This is a genomic window from Micromonospora sp. DT227 (genome assembly GCF_049841835.1).
In the GTDB taxonomy this organism is placed as follows: Bacteria; Actinomycetota; Actinomycetes; order Mycobacteriales; family Micromonosporaceae; genus Micromonospora.
Genome location: NZ_JBNCLA010000008.1, coordinates 123,823 through 140,428, shown reverse-complemented (window position 1 = coordinate 140,428; position 16,606 = coordinate 123,823). Strand labels below are relative to the sequence as shown.

The following is a 16,606-nucleotide window of genomic DNA, read 5'->3' as shown; positions in this document are numbered from 1 at the left end:
ACGGGAAGGCAGCCGGCTGTGACCACCATCGAGGACGTCACGAGCACCGCCGGGCCGGAGACGGCCCGCCCCCGGAAGCGGATGCGCGGCGGGCTGGTGACCATCGGCACCGTGGCCGCGCTGCTGGCGGCGATGGGGTTGACGGTGCTCGGGCTGGGCGCAGCCGACAACGCGGTGGCCAACTTCGACTCGTCGTCCTGGCTGTGGAGCACCACGCGCAGCGAGTTGGCCCGGGTGAACGGCATCACCGCCCGGGTGGACACCCGGATGGAGGTGCCCGGCGGGCGGCGGCACCAGACGCAGGTCGCCCAGACCGACCGGCTGCTGATCCTGCGGGACCTGAACACCGGCCAGGTCAGCTCGCTGGATCTGGCCACCTTGCAGATCACCGCCACCACGCCGACCACGCCGGGGCTCGGGGTGAGCGTCGCGCTGCACGACGACGAGGCGTTCGTGGTGGACGCGGTGCAGGGCATCGTCCGGCAGCTCGACCCGCGGGCGTTGACGCCGGTGGGCGAGCCGGTCCGCTACCCGCCGGGCATCACCGGCGGGACGTTCGACGGCGCGGGCAAGCTGTGGATCGCGGTGCCGAGCGAGGGCACCGTCTCGGCGGTCACCGCCGCCGACCTGCCGGCCACGCCGGGTGACGCGCCGGCCGGCGGGCTCAGCCCGAAACGGGTCGAGACGTACGAGGTGGCGGAGCCGGCGCACGAGCTGGTGGTGTCCACGCTGGACGAGGGGGTGGCGGTGCTGGACCGCACCTCCGCGTCGCTGGTGACGGTCAGCGGCGGCCGGACGCGGCGGGCCGGCCTGACCATGACCGCGCCGGGCAGCCTGCCGACGCGGACCAGCGGGCCGCAGGTGCCGGTCACGGTCCCCGGTGACCGGTCGGTGCACGTGGTGCGCGACGGGGCCGAGGTGAAGCGGTTCACGGTGCCCGGCGAGGGCGCCCGGCTCAGCCCGGCGGTCGCCTGGGCGGGTCGGTTCTACGTCGCCGACGAGGGCACCGGCACGGTCTACTCGTTCGACGCCGCCGGACAACTGGTGGAGGCGATCAAGGGCGCCGGCCGGCCGGGCCCGGTGGAGCTGGAGGTCCGCGAGAACCACCTGTTCATCAACCCGCCGGACTCGTCGACCGCGCAGGTGGTCGACGACCACAACCGGGTGCGCGAGGTCGACAAGTACGCCAACGACGTGCTCGGCGGTGACCCGCCGCCGGCGCCCCCGCCGCCGCCCCCGCCGAAGAAGCCGAAGGTGAGCCGGCCGGGCGCGCCGAAGGCGGTCACCGCCGCCGCCGGCGACGCGTCGGCGCGGGTGAGCTGGCAGGCCGCCGCGTCCAACGGCGCCGAGATCATCAGGTACGAGGTGGAGGGTGCCGGCCAGACCCACCAGGTGGGCGCGAACCAGCGCGCGTTGGAGATCACCGGCCTGACCAACGGCGAGACGTACACGTTCTCGGTGCACGCGGTGAACGCCAAGGGCGACGGTCCGGCGCGCCGCAGCAACCCGGTCGTGCCGACGGCCGAGGTGCCGGACCCGCCGACGGCGGTGACCGCCGAGGCGCGCCCGGACGGCACGGTCCGGGTGAGCTGGCCCGAGGCCAACGGCCAGGGCAACAAGGTCGCCCGGTACGCGGTGACCGCGACCTCGGCCGGCGCGAGCGCCCCGGCCGGCGAGTCGCCGAAGCCGGAGCTGGTGGTGCCGGCCGGGCAGTTGGAGTACGGCACGCAGTACGCGTTCACGGTGACCGCGGTCAGCGACAAGGGCGCCGGGTCGAAGGCGTCGCCGGTGAGCAACACGGTGGTGCCGTTCACCGCGCCGAAGGCGCCGACCGAGCTGCGCGCGTCCACGGTGGCCGATCAGCCCGGCACGGTCGCGGTGCAGTGGTCGCCGGCGGTGGAGAACGGTCGCCCGGTGACGAAGTACGTGGTGGAGGCCGGCGGGAAGACGGTCGAGGTGACCGACGTGCGGGCCACCGTGGGCGGGCTCGGCAACGGCCAGAACGTCACGGTGACGGTGAAGGCCGTCAACGAGGCCGGGCCCGGCGCGGAGGCCAGCACCACGGCGCGCACCGTGGCCGCGCCCCGGATCACGGTGACCGGCTCGTCGGCGGACGCCACGTCGGTGACGGTGACGTTCACCGTGGACGCCGGCGGTGGAAAGGCCACCTGCACGGCCGCGACCGGTGGGAAGACGGCCACCGGGAGCTGTGCGAGCCTGCGGGTGACCGGGTTGACGCCGGGCACGGCGTACTCGGTGGCGCTGACCGCGAGCAACGCGGCCGGTAAGGGCACGGCCACCCGCGCCCAGCCCACCGACCCGCTCTACGGCGTCGCCACCTGCAAGAACGGTCCGGACGGCGACCAGCGGACGTACTGCGACAAGGACGTCTCGGGCCGCAACGGCAACGAGATCTTCGAGGTCACCCGGCAGGACGACGACCGCCAGGCGGGCTGGGTGCCGGACGGCCACCGGCTGCGGACCTACTGCAAGGCGAAGGGCGAGAACGTGGACGCCTGGATCTACAACAAGAACAAGCAGAGCACCTGGTGGATCCAGGTCGACTACAAGGGCAAGACCTACATCCCGTGGGCCTGGCTCAACCTGGAGGGCGGCGACAACCTCAACCTGCTGCCCGCCTGCTGACCACGATCTCTTCCTCGAAAGGCACCCCGTGAACACGCACGAACCGCTCAGCCAGCCGGAGGTGCAGGGCTTCGCCGCCCTGGCCGCCCGGCTGGCCGACAACGTCAACGCGGTCGTGCTGGGCAAGCCGCAGGTGGTCCGGCTGGCGCTGACCGCGCTGTTCGCGCAGGGGCACGTGCTGCTGGAGGACGTGCCCGGGGTCGGCAAGACCACGCTCGCCCGGGCGGTCGCGGCCACCGTGCAGGGCGAGTGGCGGCGGATCCAGTTCACCCCGGACCTGCTCCCCTCGGACGTGTCCGGGGTGACCATCTTCAACCAGGCCAGCCGCGGCTTCGAGTTCCACCCGGGGCCGGTGTTCGCGAACATCGTGATCGCCGACGAGATCAACCGGGCGTCGCCGAAGACCCAGTCGGCGCTGCTGGAGGTGATGGAGGAACGCACCGTCACGGTGGACGGCGTACGCCACCCGGTGCCGCAGCCGTTCCTGGTGGTGGCCACGCAGAACCCGGTCGAGATGGACGGCACCTACCGGCTGCCGGAGGCGCAGCTCGACCGGTTCCTGGTGAAGCTCTCCGTCGGCTATCCCGACGAGGCGGTCGAGGTGGAGGTGCTGCGCGGCGCCACGGTCCGCTCCCCCGACTCGCTGAGCGCGGTCACCGACACCGCCACGGTCGGCGAGATGGTGCAGATGGCCCGGCGGGTGCACATCGCCGAGCCGCTGTACGCGTACGCGGTGCGGCTGGCCGCGGCGACCCGTACCCATCCGCAGGTGCGGGTCGGGGTGAGTCCGCGCGGGGTGATCGCGTTGACGCGGGCGGCGTGCGCGTACGCGCTGATCGACGGTCGGGGCTGGATCATGCCGGAGGACCTGAAGGCGCTTGTCGAGCCGGTCTTCGCGCACCGGCTGCTGCTCACCCCGGACGCGCAGGTGCGGGGCGTGACGCCGGCCGAGGTGCTGCGCCAGGCGGTCGCCTCGGTGCCGGTGCCGCTGCCGTCGGGCCAGCCCGCCCCGGTGCACGGCTGAGCGTGGGCATCACCGCCCGGGGGATCGGGTTGCTCGTCGCCGCCCTGGTGCTGCTCGGCGTCGGTTTCCGGTACGCGTACCCGGAGCTGACCGTGCTCGGCGCGGCGGCCGGCGTCGCGGTCGGCTACGCCGGGGTGACCGCGGCCTGGCGGCCCCGGTTGACGGTGGCGCGGCGGGCCGACCCGGACCGGGTGGCCCGGGGCGAGCCGGCGGCGATGGAGCTGACCGTGCGCAACACCGGCCGGTTGCGGGCGGCGAACCTGGTCGCCGAGGACCGCTGCGCCGGCGCGCTGGTGCCGGTGCCGGTGCTGCGGTTGCGCCCGGGGCGGGACACGGTGGTGCGCTACCCGGTGCCGACGCACCGCCGGGGGGTGGTGCCGGTCGGCCCGCTGCGGGTGGTGCGCCGGGACCCGCTCGGGCTGGTGGCGCTGGCCCGTGGCTACGGCGGCACGGTCCCGGTGTGGGTGCACCCGCGTATCCACCCGATGTCCGCGGTGCCCACCGGCGCCGGGCGCAGCCTGGACGGGCGCACCGACAGCGTGCCGCACGGGTCGATCACGTTCGACTCGCTGCGTGAGTACGTGGTCGGTGACGAGTTGCGCCGGGTGCACTGGCGGACCAGCGCCCGGGTGGGTGAGCTGATGGTGCGCGAGAACGTGGACACCAGCCTGCCGCGCCTCGTGGTGGTGCTGGACAACCGGGTGGCCGCGCATCCGGGGCGGGTGGCCGGGGTGGCGGAGTCGTTCGAGTCGGCGTGCGAGGCGGCGGCGTCGGTGGTGGCCGCGGCGGTCCGGGAGTCCCTCCCGGTGCACCTGCTGCTGGTCGCGCCGGCCGACGCCGAGCCCGCCGGGGTGGCCGGGCCGCTGGACCGCCTCGCCGCGACCGAGCTGGCCGGCGGCGGGCCGGAGGTGCTGTCGGCGGCGACGGGCCGGCTGCGCCAGGAGCGGCTCGGCGACACGCTGGTCTTCCTCACCGGGCCGGGGGCCGCCGACGAGCTGGGGCACGTGGGCGCGCTGCGCGGCGCGTACCCGTCGGTGGTGGTGGGGATGTTCGGCGCGGCGGCGCCGACGGCGGCCGGCGCGGCGGGCCTGGTGGTGCTGGACGCGGCCGACGGCGCGGCGTTCGCCGCCGAGTGGGACGGGATCCGCCGGTGGTGACCGGGACGCCGGCCCGGGAGTGGGCGGTCCGGGCGCTGCGGGCGGCGCCGGTGCCGGTGGCGCTGGTGGTGCTGGTCGCGCTCGCCGGCGTGGTGCTCGGCCGGGTGTACGCGGATCCGCTGCTGACCCGGCTGATGGTCGGCGCGGCGGTCGGTTCGGTGGCGGTCAGCGTGGCGGCCCGACGGTTGGCGTCGTGGCTGGTGGCGCCGTTGTCGGTGGCCGCGCTGGCCGGCTGGACGCTGCTGTCGCTGCGGCTGGCGGCGAGCCACGCGGCGCTGCCCGGCGGGCTGGGCGAGGTGGCCGCCGACGCCGCCCGCAACGCGATTCCCCGGCTGCTGACCGCGATGATCCCGGTGCAGCCGACGCCGGACACCGTGCTGGTCCCGGTGGTGGCCGCCTGGCTGGCCGGGCTGACCGCCGCCGAGGTGGCTCTGCGCGCCGGCCGGGTGCTGGCCGGGTACCTGCCGCCGGCGCTGCTCTACGCCGGCGCGCTCTACGTGGTCGGGCCGAACGCGGAGCCGGCGGTCGGCCCGACGGTGCTGTTCGCGGCCGTCGCGGCGGTCGGCCTGGCCGCGCCGGGACGCCGGCCCGACCCGGCGGCGGACGCCGACCCGGTCGCCGGGCTCACCCCGGCGGTACGCGCGGCGGTGCGGCTGCGGCTGGCCGCGGCGAGCGCGGCCGGCCTGGCCCTGGTGGTGGCGCTGGCCGCGCTGCTCGCGCCGGTGGTCGCCGGTCAGGTCGACGCGCGTCCGGTCGACCCACGCCGGTACGTGGAGCCGCCGCAGGTGGAGTCGTTGGACGAGAACCCGCTGATCCGGATCTCGGGGTGGGCGTTGAACCCGGACCAGCGGCTGCTCGACGTGCGCACGGTGGTCGGGCCGGCTGAGGGTGGGCCGCCCCGGATCCGGTTGGCGGTGCTCAGCGACTACGACGGGGTGACCTGGCGGGTCGGGGCCACGTACCGCAACGCGGGGCGGATCCTGCCGGCGGTCGAGCCCGCGCCGGGGGCCACCACCGAGGCGGTGCGTCAGGAGATCACGGTGGGCGACCTGACCGGGCGGCTGCTGCCGGCGGTGCCGACGCCGCGCGAGGTGGGCGGCGCGCGGGTGGCGTACGACCCGGCGAGCGGGACGCTGATCCGCCCGGAGGGGCTCGTGCCGGGGCTGCGGTACGAGGTGTCCTCGGTGCGGGAGCGCCCGGATGTGAACCTGGTGAGCACCGCGAACGTGCCGGCCGGCGACGCGGTGGCCCGGGTGCTGCGGGTGCCGGACGGGGCGCCGGAGCAGTTGCGCCGGCTGGCCGCCCAGCTCGCCGAGGCAAACGGCGCCCCGTACGCGCGGGCCGACGCGATCGCCACGTTCCTCGCCGAGCACTACCGGTTGACCGCGGACGCGCCCAGCGGGCACGCGTACCCGAATCTGACGTTCTTCCTGTTCGGGCCGCGTAACGGCGGCGGGCAGCGGGGCACCTCGGAGCAGTTCGCCGCCGCGTTCGCGGTGCTCGGCCGGCTCGCCGGGCTGCCCACCCGGGTGGTGGTGGGGTTCGCGCCGAACGCGGACGGGCCGGTGCGGGCCGCCGACGCGTACGCCTGGCCGGAGGTGCTGTTCGACGGCGTCGGCTGGGTGTCGTTCGATCCGTTGCCGCGCCCGGACTCCGCGCCCCGCCCGGTGGAGGAGGACTTCCGGCCGCAGCCGGAGGAGCCGCCGCCGTCGGAGGTGCCGGCGCCGACCGAGCAGCCCTCGGCCTCTCCCCCGGCCGCGGCGTCCGGGCCGGACCGGGCCCGCGGCGGCCCGGGTACGCCGGTGCTGGTGGGCGGCGGCGTCGGCGGCCTGCTGCTGGTGGTCGGCGCGGTGTTGGCGGCCCTGGCGGCGACGCGCCGCCGGTTGAGCCGGTCCCGGCTGGACCGGGGTGCTCCCGGCGAGCGGGTCGCCGGCGCCTGGCGGGAGCTGACCGACGCGCTGCGGCTGGCCGGCCACCCGGCCGGGTCGGACCTGGCGGCGGCGGAGGTCGCCGAGCGGGCGCGGGGGGTGCTGGCCGAGGCCCGCGCGGCGACCGGTGCGTCGCCGGCCGGCGACCGGGCTTCCGACGACAGGGCTTCCGGCGACGGGGCGTCCGGTGGCGACGTCGGCGAGCTGGCCGGGTTGGTCAACCAGGTGGCCTTCGCCCCGGGCAGCACCACCGGGCAGCAGGCGGACCGGGCGGCGACGCTCGTCACCGCGTACGGGGAGGCGCTGCGCGACGCCCGGCCACGCTGGCGGCGGCTGTGGTGGCGGGTCCACCCGGGTCCGCTGCGCTGGCGGCGCTGACGCCCGCACGCACGCTGGTTGCCGACCGCGGCACGGTGGCGCGCGGACGCGGACGCGGGCGCGGCGCGGGCCGGTCAGGAGTCGGCGGCGCGCAGCTTGCGGACGAGTTTGCGCAGGCCGGCCTGCCAGCCGTCCGGGTCCTCGGCGCGGCGGCGGGCGTAGTCGGCGACCTCCGGGTGGGGCAGGATGAGGAACCGTTCCTCGGCCAGCCCGGCGACGACCGCGTCGGCGACCTGGTCGGGGGTGAGGATCGCGCCGGACGCGGCGATCACCCGGGCGCCGAGGTGGCCTTCGGCGAGCCCGTCGGCGAGCATCGGAGTGTCCACGCCCTGCGGGCAGAGCGCGCTAACCCGGATGCCGGCGTCCCGGTAGGTGATGGCCAGCCAGTCGGCGAGGCCGACCGCCGCGTGCTTGGTGGCGGTGTAGGGCGCGTCCCCGACGGCGGTCAGCAGGCCGGCGGCCGAGCAGGTGAGCAGCAGGTGGCCCTGGCCCCGGCGCAGCATCCCCGGCAGCACCGCCCGGGCGCTGTGCAGGTGGCCGAGCACGTTGACCCGCCAGGCCCGGTCCCAGTCGGCGTCGGGCGCGTCGAGGCCGCCGCCGGTGGCGACGCCCGCGTTGGCGCAGAACAGGTCGATCCGGCCGTGGCGGCGTTCGGTCTCGTCGACGAGCGCGCGGACCGCCGCCTCGTCGGTGACGTCCAGCCCGACGCCGGCGGCCACCGGGCCGATCGCGTCGGCCGCCGCGCGGGCCGCGTCGGCGGCCAGGTCGGCGAGCACCACGGCGGCGGCGCCCTCGGCGGCGAAGCGGCGGCCCAGCGCCGCGCCGATGCCACCGGCCCCGCCGGTGATCACCACCACCCGGTCGGTCAGGTTCATCTCAGCTCCCGTCCTCGGCGCCGGCCCCGAGCCGGGGCAGCAGGTCGGCCCAGGCCGTCGCGCCGCCCTCGGTCGTCTCCGGGGTGGGCAGCACCGCCAGCACCGGCACGTCGACGCCGTGCGAGGCGTACCGGCGGGCGGCGGCCACGCACCGCTCGGGTGAGCCGTGCAGGATCAGCGCGTCGACCACGTCGTCGGGCACCGCGGCGGCGGCCCCGCGCCGGTCCCCCGCCGCCCAGGCCCGCCACATCTCGCCGAGCGTCTCCTGCCGACCCAGCCAGCGGTGGAAGGCGGCGTACGCGGGCACGGTGAGATAGCCGGTGATCAGGCGGCGGCCCAGCGCGCGGGCGTACGCGGCGTCCTCGGTGGGGCAGACGAAGATCCGGGCGGCGACCTCGAAGCCGGGGCGGCGCTCCCCCAGCTCGGCGAGCGCGGTCGGCACGTCGTCGGCGGCGAGCCAGTTCAGGATCACCCCGTCGGCCTCGGCGGCGGCGAGCCGCAGCATGCCGGGGCGCAGCGCGGCCAGCAGCACCGGCGGTGGCACGGCCGGCGGGCGTTCCAGGGTGAACCGTCGGACCGTGAACGTGTCGTACGCGCCGTCGACGGTCTCGCCACGCAGCGCCGCCCGCAGGAAGCGCAGCACGTCCCGGGTCCGCCGGTACGGCTCGTCGAACGGCACCGCGTTCCAGTCCCGCACCAGCGTCGGCGAGGACGCGCCGACGCCCAGCGCGAAGCGGCCCGGCGCGGCCTCGGCCAGCGCGGCGGCGCTCATCGCCAGCAGCGCCGGCCCCCGGGTGAAGACCGGGGTGATCGCGGTGCCGAGGCGCAGCCGGGGCGTCCAGGCGGCGGCGAGCGCGAGCGGGGTGAACGCGTCCGTCCCGGCCACCTCCGACGACCAGACGTCGGTGAACCCGGCCCGCTCCAGCGTCGCGTAGACCTCGGCGTGGTCGGCGAGCGGCACGCCGCCCAGTGGCACGGTCATGCCCCATCGGTTCGTCACCCGTCGATCGTGCCCGCCCGGCAGCGCCGGAGCAAGATCGGGGGCGATCCGACCGATCCGCGCCGCCGCGGCCGGTGGGGGTGTTACGACTGCCGGGTGGACGCGATCGCGGGCGGGGCACGGCGGTGAGGATCGCCGAGCCCGCCGCGCTGCGCTCGGACGACGGCGACGGCGACCGGGCCACGTTCCTGGAGCTGTTCTTCGACCTGGTCTACGTGTTCGCGCTGACCCGGATCTCCGCGCGCGCCTTCGAGGACCTGGCCCTGGAGGGCGGCAAGACCACCTGGTCGGCGGTGACCGGCGGCGGGAAGACGTTGCTGCTGCTGATCGCGCTCTGGATGCTCTGGCAGGGCACCGCGTGGACCACCAGCCGCTACGACCCGTACCACCTGTGGTTGCAGGTCATCGTGATCACCGCCCTGGTGTCGGCGATGGTGATGGGGGTGGCGATCCCCCGCGCGTTCACCGGGAGCGGCCTGGCGTTCGCCGTCGCCTACGTGGTGGCGAACGTCGGCCGTTCGGCGATCCTCCTGCTGGTGCTGCGCCGGATCCAGTACCGCCGGCTGAAGCTGCGGATGCTGATCACGTACGTCGTGTCCGGGGTGCTCTGGCTCGCCGGCGCGGTGCTGCCCACCAACCCCCGGGTGGTGCTCTGGAGCGCCGCGCTGGTGGTGGAGTATCTCGGCAACCGGTTCGGCTGGCCGGTGCCGGGGCTGGGCCGCTCGACCATCTCGCGCTGGGACATCCACGGCCGGCATCTGGCCGAGCGGTACCAGCAGATCTATCTCGTGGCGATCGGCGAGACGATCCTGGTCGCCGGCCTGACCTTCACCCGCTCGCCGGGCGGCTGGGAGAGCATCGTCGCGTTCTCGGCCGCCCTGGCGACGTCCGTGTTGCTGTGGCGGATCTACGTGCAGCGGGCCGGGCAGATCCTGGGCGAGGCGGTGACCGGGGCCGAGCACCCGGCCACCATCGGCCGCTCCGCCTCCGACACCCACCTGGTGATGGTGGTCGGCGTGGTGGCCACCGCGATCGGCTACGAGCTGGCCGTCGAGCACCCCGCCGGGCACAACGAGCTGGCGTGGCTCGCCCTGGTGCTGGGCGGGCCGGCGCTGTTCCTGGCCGGCCGGGCCCGCTTCGAGTACGAGGTGTTCGGCCGGGTCTCCCCGTCCCGGCTGGTGGCGATCGTCGCGCTGCTGCTGCCCGTGCCGTTGCTGGTGCGCGTCCCGCTGCTGGTGGCGGCCGGGTACGCGGTCGTGGTGCTGGCGGCGGTGGCGGTGGCCGACCTCCGGCGCGCCTGGGGCCGCCCGCCGGAGGCGCCCGCGCCGCCGTTCTGACCGCGCCCGCACCGCTCTCCGACCCCGCCCGCACTGCTGTCCGACCGCCCGCGTCGCCGTGCCGGCCGCGTCCGCCGCCTCCCGCCGGTGTGCCGACGCCGCGCCCGCCGCCGGGCTAGGATCCGCGCGTGACGTTCTCGCTCGTCGCCCGCTCCGCCGACGGGCACCTGCACGGCGTGGCCGTGGCCAGCCGGTTCCTCGCCGCCGGGGCGCTGGTGCCGGCCGCCGAGGCACGGGTCGGGGCGGTCGCCACCCAGGCGCACGCCAACCTCGCCTACCGGGCGCAGGCGCTCGCGCTGCTGCGCACCGGCGTCACCGCCGCCGACACGGTGGCCGGCCTGGTCGCCGCCGACCCGGGGCGTGACGACCGGCAGCTCGCCGTGGTCGGCGCCGCCGGGGCCGGAGCGACCTGGACCGGGCCGCGCTGTCATCCCTGGGCGGGTGGTCAGGCCGGCGACGGCTGGGCCGCGCAGGGCAACATCCTGAGCGGCCCGCAGGTGATCGACGCGCTGCGCGACGCCTGGCTCACCGGCGTCGATCTGCCGTTCCCGCAGCGGCTGCTCGCCGCGTTGACCGCCGGCGACCGGGCCGGCGGCGACCGGCGCGGCCGGCAGAGCGCCGCGTTGCTGGTGGTGCAGCGCCACGGCGGGTACGCCGGCACCGGCGACGAACTGGTGGATCTGCGGGTGGACGACCATCCGGACCCGGTCGCCGAGCTGCGCCGCCTGCTCGGCCTGCACACCATGATCTTCGGCCGGCCCGACCCGGCCACCTTGCGCGACCTCACCGGGCCGCTCGCCGTCGAGGTGGCGGAGCTGCTCGCCGCCGCCGGGCACCCGGTCGGCCCGGCCGGCCTGGACGACGCGCTCGCCGCCTGGTCCGGCCTGGAGAACCTGGAGGAGCGCTTCGTGCCGGGCCGGATCGACCCGATCGTGCTGGACCACCTGCGGCGCGGCGCGGCCGACCGGTCGGGTGCCGACGAAACCGCCGGGCCGGCGCCCGCGACCGGCTGACCGGGCCCGCCCGCGACCGGCTGGCCCGTTCGACCCGGCCGCCGACGGGACCGGCCGACCGGCGTCGGCGATCGGGCGACCCGGCTCAGCCGCCGAAGGCGAGTCGGCGGATGCCGGCCGCCGCCAGCGCCGCCCGCTCCGCGTCGGTCAGCGGCAGCCGGCCGGTGGCCTTGCGCAGCACCGTGAGCGCGTCCCGGCCGAGCCGCTCCGGCACCGGCCGCCCGGCGGTGAGCACGTCGACCGTCACGGCCGCCGCGGTCGGGGCCGTCCAGGGCGGCCGGTCCAGCGCGTCGGCCAGGTCGAGGCCGTGCACCGCGACCTCCACCACGCGGGTACGCAGGAACTCGGTCACCGCCATCGCGTCACCGTGCCGGGTGCGGACCACCCGGTCGGGCGGCTCGGCGGCCACCGCCGCGTCCGTGGCCCGCCAGGCCCGCCCGAACTCCCGTGTCACGTCGGCCGCGCCGGGCAGCTCCCGGGCCGCCGCCCGGGCCCCGTCGATGCGGTCCCGGTCGACCGCGGGCGCGAACTTGGCCGCGTCGAAGTACCCGGCGGCGGTCACCTCGGCCCGGGGCGGCGCGGGCTCGGCAAGCATCCCGGCCAGCCGGCCGGCACCGGTGCTCACGTGGGCCAGCAGGTCCCGGACCCGCCACGGCGGGCACGGGGTGGGCCGGTCCAGCGCCGCCTCGTCGAGCCCGCGCAGGACCCGTTCCAGCCGCTCACACTCGTCGCGGAACGCGGCCCGTGCCGGCTCCATCGGGCCGCCTCAGCCCTTCCAGCGGGGCACCAACCGGTGCACCAGGGCGAGCACCAGCGCGGCCACCACGGCGATCGTGCCGACGATGCCGGCCGCGCTGCCCGCGTACCCGATGAACAGCGGACGGCGGCCGAGCTCCTCGACGGCGACGGTGGACCGGTCCACCAGCCAGGACAACGCCAACGCGGAGGCCAGCAGCGCCACCGCGCCGCCGACCCCGAGCACGGCGGCGGCCAGCCGGTGCGCGTCGCCGGGCTCCACCACGGCCCGCTCCCGCTGGAAGACCAGCAGCACCAGCCCGGCCACCGCGGCCCAGGCGCCGACCAGCAGGTACGCGGCGACCGCGTCGCTGGGTCGGTGCCAGCCGGCGGAGAGCGTGGCCACCCCGGCGGCGGCGGCGTAGCCGGCGCCGAGGAACGCGCCCGCGACCCGCAACTGCCGGGGCAGCACCAGGATCAGCGCGACCGCCACCGAGGCCGCGATCGTGGTGTGCCCGCTGGGCAGACTGTTGCCGGCGGCGGCCCGCTCCGGGTCGACACCGAACTCGGGTCGGGTGAGGACGTACTTGAGCACCTGGGTGCTGACGTTCGCGCCGGCGATCAGCAGCGTGGCGGTGACGGCGAGCGCCTTGCGGCCCCGGATCAGCGCGATGAAGCCGATCACCGCGGTCGCGGCCAGCAACGACACCACCGACATGGCGTTGAGGATGGTGTCCACCGGCCCGTCGACCCGGTCCTGGCCGATCTGGTTGCCGGTCAGGGCGACCGTGTCGAGCCACTGCCCCAGCTCGGTGTGCACGGCGAACCGCCACACCACCAGAAACGCGGCCGTCTGGACCAAGGCCAGTACGACCAACCAGACCGCCGTCCAACCCCTCGCCGTCTCCCGCACCCGGACAACTTAGCGGTCGGGCCGGTGCGGCGCGCGGTGGAGGCCGGGCAAAAAAATAGTGGAGAGGCCGCCACGGGGGGAGCGGCCTCTCCGCCAAATACGTTACTCCGTCCGCGCCACGGATGTGATCCCGTGGAGCGCTGATTTTTCGGTGCCTTTTCGCGCCATGGGTCGCCCCGGGCGGAGTGGTGGGCCGGTCCGTCCGCTGCGTCGGCCGGACGGCCGGCCCACCCGGCCTGACCGTGGGCGTCAGGCCGTCCGCCGACCCGGCCGCTCCGTTCCCCCATCGGCCGGGTCGGCCTCCTCCGTGGGCGGGGCCTCACCCGCCCACGGAGGAGTCGTCATCTCATCCCTGCGGGAAGTAGGTCCCGTAGTCGGCGTACGCCATGGCGACGTCCGCCTGCGCCCAGAACCGGTGGTAGTTGAAGACCGGCTCGGCGCCACCGTTCAGGTACGCCTGCACCTTCGGCCAGTCCGGGTCGTTCTTGTAGAAGGACCGGATGTCCAGGAAGCTCTTGCCGGCGGCGATCGCGTCACCGTTCGGCATCTTCCCGGTCCAGCCCGGCGGGACGTAGAGACCCTGACCGTCGGTGGCGTTGTAGACGTCGTCGAAGCGCTTGTAGTCGCCGCGCTTCTCCGGCATCGAGACGCCCTTGCTGTCGGCGGCCGCCGAGAGCGCGTCCAGCAGGCCCTTGGCGGTGTTCTTCGCCGCGGTGTTGCCGGACTTGGCCGCGTACGCGATGAGCGTGCGGGCGTAGGCGGCGGCGACGCCGACGTCCTGACCCTTGACCGTCACCTCGACGTGCAGGTTGGAGTTCGGCTGCGGGCTGCTCGGGTTCCAGTTGGCCGGCTGACCGGTCCACTTCATGTCCGACGGGATGGACCAGTTGGTGCCCGTGGTGGTGTTGGCGATCGCCCACGGGACCCACTTGTCCAGCAGCGCCTTGGCCTTGGCGTTGCCGGTCTGCAGGTACAGCTCGGCGATGCGCTGCATCGACCAGGCCTGCATGCCGAACCACTGGTTCGACGGCGGGTCGTTGTAGACCGGGTCGACGTCGTAGAACATGCCGTAGAAGGTGGCGGTGCCGGCCGGCGGGGTGCCGTAGTTGCCGTCCCAGCTGTTGGTGGCGCCACCGGCGATGCCGCCCTCGGCGGACTGGAGCCAGGTGTAGAACTCCAGCTGCCGGTCCATGCTCTTCTGCCAGTCGGAGACCGCGGTCGGCGACTTCGGCTTCAGCTCCGGCACGTTGGTCATCGCCCAGGCCGCGAACGGGTTCTGGTAGCCGAAGTGGCTGTGGCTGGAGCCGATCCGCCACGACCAGTTCTGCGACGTGTCGTACGCGCCACCCCAGGCGTAGTACCAGGAGAGCAGGTAGTGCGCCGAGTCACGGCCGCTGCCGGCCGGGCAGGTGCTGGCCCCGACGCAGTTGCCGATCTTCTTGAAGTACTTGTCGAACAACGCGTAGCGCAGGTAGTCGCCCATCTTGGCGGCCTTGGCCACGGTGGCCGCCACGTCGGCCTCCTTGCCCTGCGCCTTGGCCCAGGTCAGGGCCCAGTACGCGGCCTGCACGGCGCGCGCGTCGGCGTCCGGCGCGTTGGTGTACTTCCACTGCTTGGCCGGGGCGTTGGACTCCTTGACGAACAGGTCGAGGTAGCCGTACTGGCCGCCGTGCTTGAACGTGTCGCAGGACGGCTGCGGCACGGTCTCCCACACCGACTCCTGGGTGCCCCGCTGGAACGTGTTGATGTAGGCCGGCTTGGTGGTGCCGTCGCCGCAGCGGCCGAAGCCGTAGGTGTTGTCCACGTCGAGCAGCCAGTGCATGCCGTAGATGTCACCGGTGCCGTAGGTGGACTGCAGCTCCGAGCGCAGCGGGTCCTGGCCGACCGGGACGCTGGCCTCCAGCGCCGACGGGTACTGGCTGGGCAGGTTGTGCTCGGCGGCGTACTGCGGGGTGCCCGGCGCGCCGGCGGTGGGCTGATCCGCGTGGCTGGGGATGATGTACTTCTCCATCACCGTCCACGAGTTGTTGAACGGGCTCCAGTTCTGGGTGACGCGGCCGTACTGCGCCTCCAGCCAGATCCAGAAGCTGAACGCCTCGGAGGTGGTCTCGTGCCCGTGGTCGGGCGCCTCCACGATCAGCGTCTCGACCGAGTGGTACGGCACGCCCTCGGGGCTGAAGTAACCCGAGTTCTTGATCTTGCCGTACTGGTCGAGGAACTTCTTGATGTAGGCGTTGTCGCCGCCCGGGGAGTCGTTGTCGATCTCGGTGGCGACCACCGAGACCCCCGCGACACCGGTCGCCGACGCGGCGATGGTGGCGGTGCCGCTGACCGTGTCGGCGTCCTCCGCCGCGGAGACGGTGGCGGTGACGCCGGTGCTCCAGTTGCTCGGGGTGAGCGTCAGCGAGGCCGGCGAAACGGTGATGTCGCTGTCCCCGGTGACCGCGAGCGTCACCGGGACGTTGGCGGTGGGCGCCGCGCTGAGCGTGTACCGGACGCTGGCGCTGCCGCCCTCGTCGACGCTGACCGCCGACGGGGTGGCGACCAGCTTCGGCCCGGTGGCCGCGCCGACCGTGAACGACTTCTCCGCGATCGCGGTGCCGCCGGCGTTGTCGTACGCCTTGGCCTGCACGGTGTAGCTGCCGGCCGGCAGGCTCAGCAGGTCGTAGCCGTACGGGGCGGTGGTGTCGGTGTTGACCAGCAGGCCGTTGCGGTAGAACTCGACCTTGCTGATGGTGCCGTCGGCGTCGCTCGCGGTGGCGGTCAGCGGAACGTCCGCCGGCGCGGTGAACGGGCCGGCCGGCACGCCGAGGGAGACCGACGGCGGCTGGTTGCTGGAGGCGCCGTTGCAGGCGACCCCGTTGAGCGTGAACGCGGTCGGCTTCGGGTTGCTGCCGCTGAACGAACCGTTGAAGCCGATGCTGGTGGACGCGCCGGTGGGCAGGCTGCCGTTCCACGACTCGTTGGTCGCGGTCACGTCGCTGCCGCTCTGGCTCCACTTGGCCGACCAGCCCTGCGTCACGCGCTGGCTGCTGTTCGGGAACGCGAACTTCAGCGACCAGTTGTTCAGCGCGTCACCCAGGTTCTTGATGGTGACGGTGGCGGTGAAACCGGTGCTCCACTCGCTGGTCGCGTAGGTCACGTCGCAGGCGGGAGCGGCCTGGGCGGCGCTCGCGGGCAGGGTCACCCCGCCGATGGCGAGGGCGGTGGCGGCGAGCATCGCCGTGCGGCGACGTCTGGCCATGAGTCTCATGTGGGCGGTGTCTCCTCGGACCGGGCCGGGGCCGGGGCCCCGGCAGGGCGCCTCCACGCGTCGACGGGCGTACGCGGGGGGACGGAGGCGTCCGGAAAGATGGTCGTCCCGGTCGTGCCGGGAATCGGGGCGCCGCACCGGATGTCCGGGTGCCCTCGGCGGCCCGCGCTCGCGAGATCTGGCTCCTCGTCGCGTGACGAGAGTGTGCCATGGAAGCGCTCCCACCACAATGTCCAGGGCAGATACCCACGTCCATGTTTCGATCTCGTTTAGGGGCTTTCACAAAGCCGTGACGGGCGTTACAGTCGCAGCATCGCCGATGGGAGCGCTTCCATCGACGGACATGT

Annotated in this window: 11 protein-coding genes; 6 read left to right on the top strand and 5 right to left on the bottom strand. The window is 75.0% G+C overall.

Going from position 1 to position 16,606, the window contains the following annotated elements:
• The first annotated feature begins 18 nt into the window (after nt 1-18).
• The 4 genes from ACLQ2W_RS25275 to ACLQ2W_RS25260 are packed head-to-tail and all read left to right on the top strand — an operon-like array spanning nt 19 to nt 7,133.
• Complete coding sequence (locus ACLQ2W_RS25275; RefSeq protein WP_425789216.1) at nt 19-2,646, top strand: fibronectin type III domain-containing protein; 2,628 nt, start codon at nt 19-21, stop codon at nt 2,644-2,646.
• A 28-nt stretch (nt 2,647-2,674) separates the two neighbouring features.
• Entirely contained in the window at nt 2,675-3,670 is a 996-nt protein-coding gene (locus ACLQ2W_RS25270) for an AAA family ATPase (protein ID WP_107156932.1), read from the top strand.
• A gap of 2 nt (nt 3,671-3,672) precedes the next feature.
• Nucleotides 3,673-4,827 (top strand): DUF58 domain-containing protein, encoded by a 1,155-nt coding sequence (locus tag ACLQ2W_RS25265; protein WP_425789214.1) that lies wholly within the window; start codon nt 3,673-3,675, stop codon nt 4,825-4,827.
• On the top strand, nt 4,821-7,133 hold the full coding sequence (locus ACLQ2W_RS25260) for a transglutaminaseTgpA domain-containing protein (protein WP_425789212.1): 2,313 nt from the start codon (nt 4,821-4,823) through the stop codon (nt 7,131-7,133). The genes ACLQ2W_RS25265 and ACLQ2W_RS25260 overlap by 7 nt, the downstream gene beginning before the upstream one ends.
• A 74-nt stretch (nt 7,134-7,207) precedes the next feature.
• Here the strand turns inward: ACLQ2W_RS25260 and ACLQ2W_RS25255 are convergent, their stop codons facing one another.
• Nucleotides 7,208-8,008, bottom strand: coding sequence for an SDR family oxidoreductase (locus ACLQ2W_RS25255; RefSeq protein WP_425789210.1), 801 nt, complete (start codon nt 8,006-8,008; stop codon nt 7,208-7,210).
• A gap of 1 nt (nt 8,009) precedes the next feature.
• The gene (locus tag ACLQ2W_RS25250) at nt 8,010-8,990 is read right to left on the bottom strand and encodes an LLM class F420-dependent oxidoreductase (protein ID WP_425789507.1); all 981 of its coding nucleotides are present in this window, start codon (nt 8,988-8,990) and stop codon (nt 8,010-8,012) included.
• 143 nt (nt 8,991-9,133) lie between these two features.
• On the opposite strand from ACLQ2W_RS25250, the gene ACLQ2W_RS25245 reads away from it, so the two are divergent.
• Nucleotides 9,134-10,345, top strand: a complete 1,212-nt coding sequence (locus tag ACLQ2W_RS25245; protein WP_425789208.1) for a low temperature requirement protein A — start codon at nt 9,134-9,136, stop codon at nt 10,343-10,345.
• A gap of 128 nt (nt 10,346-10,473) precedes the next feature.
• Nucleotides 10,474-11,358: a DUF1028 domain-containing protein gene (locus ACLQ2W_RS25240; protein ID WP_425789206.1), complete on the top strand. Its 885-nt coding sequence runs from the start codon at nt 10,474-10,476 to the stop codon at nt 11,356-11,358.
• A gap of 85 nt (nt 11,359-11,443) precedes the next feature.
• On the opposite strand, the gene ACLQ2W_RS25235 is transcribed toward ACLQ2W_RS25240, so the two are convergent.
• The 3 genes from ACLQ2W_RS25235 to ACLQ2W_RS25225 all read right to left on the bottom strand — a co-directional run bounded on the left by ACLQ2W_RS25235 (nt 11,444) and on the right by ACLQ2W_RS25225 (nt 16,250).
• Nucleotides 11,444-12,115, bottom strand: coding sequence for a maleylpyruvate isomerase N-terminal domain-containing protein (locus ACLQ2W_RS25235; protein ID WP_425789204.1), 672 nt, complete (start codon nt 12,113-12,115; stop codon nt 11,444-11,446).
• 9 nt (nt 12,116-12,124) lie between these two features.
• Nucleotides 12,125-13,006, bottom strand: coding sequence for a phosphatase PAP2 family protein (locus ACLQ2W_RS25230; protein WP_281938848.1), 882 nt, complete (start codon nt 13,004-13,006; stop codon nt 12,125-12,127).
• Between the two features lie 346 nt (nt 13,007-13,352).
• Complete coding sequence (locus ACLQ2W_RS25225; protein ID WP_425789202.1) at nt 13,353-16,250, bottom strand: glycoside hydrolase family 48 protein; 2,898 nt, start codon at nt 16,248-16,250, stop codon at nt 13,353-13,355.
• Between the last annotated feature and the right edge of the window lie 356 nt (nt 16,251-16,606).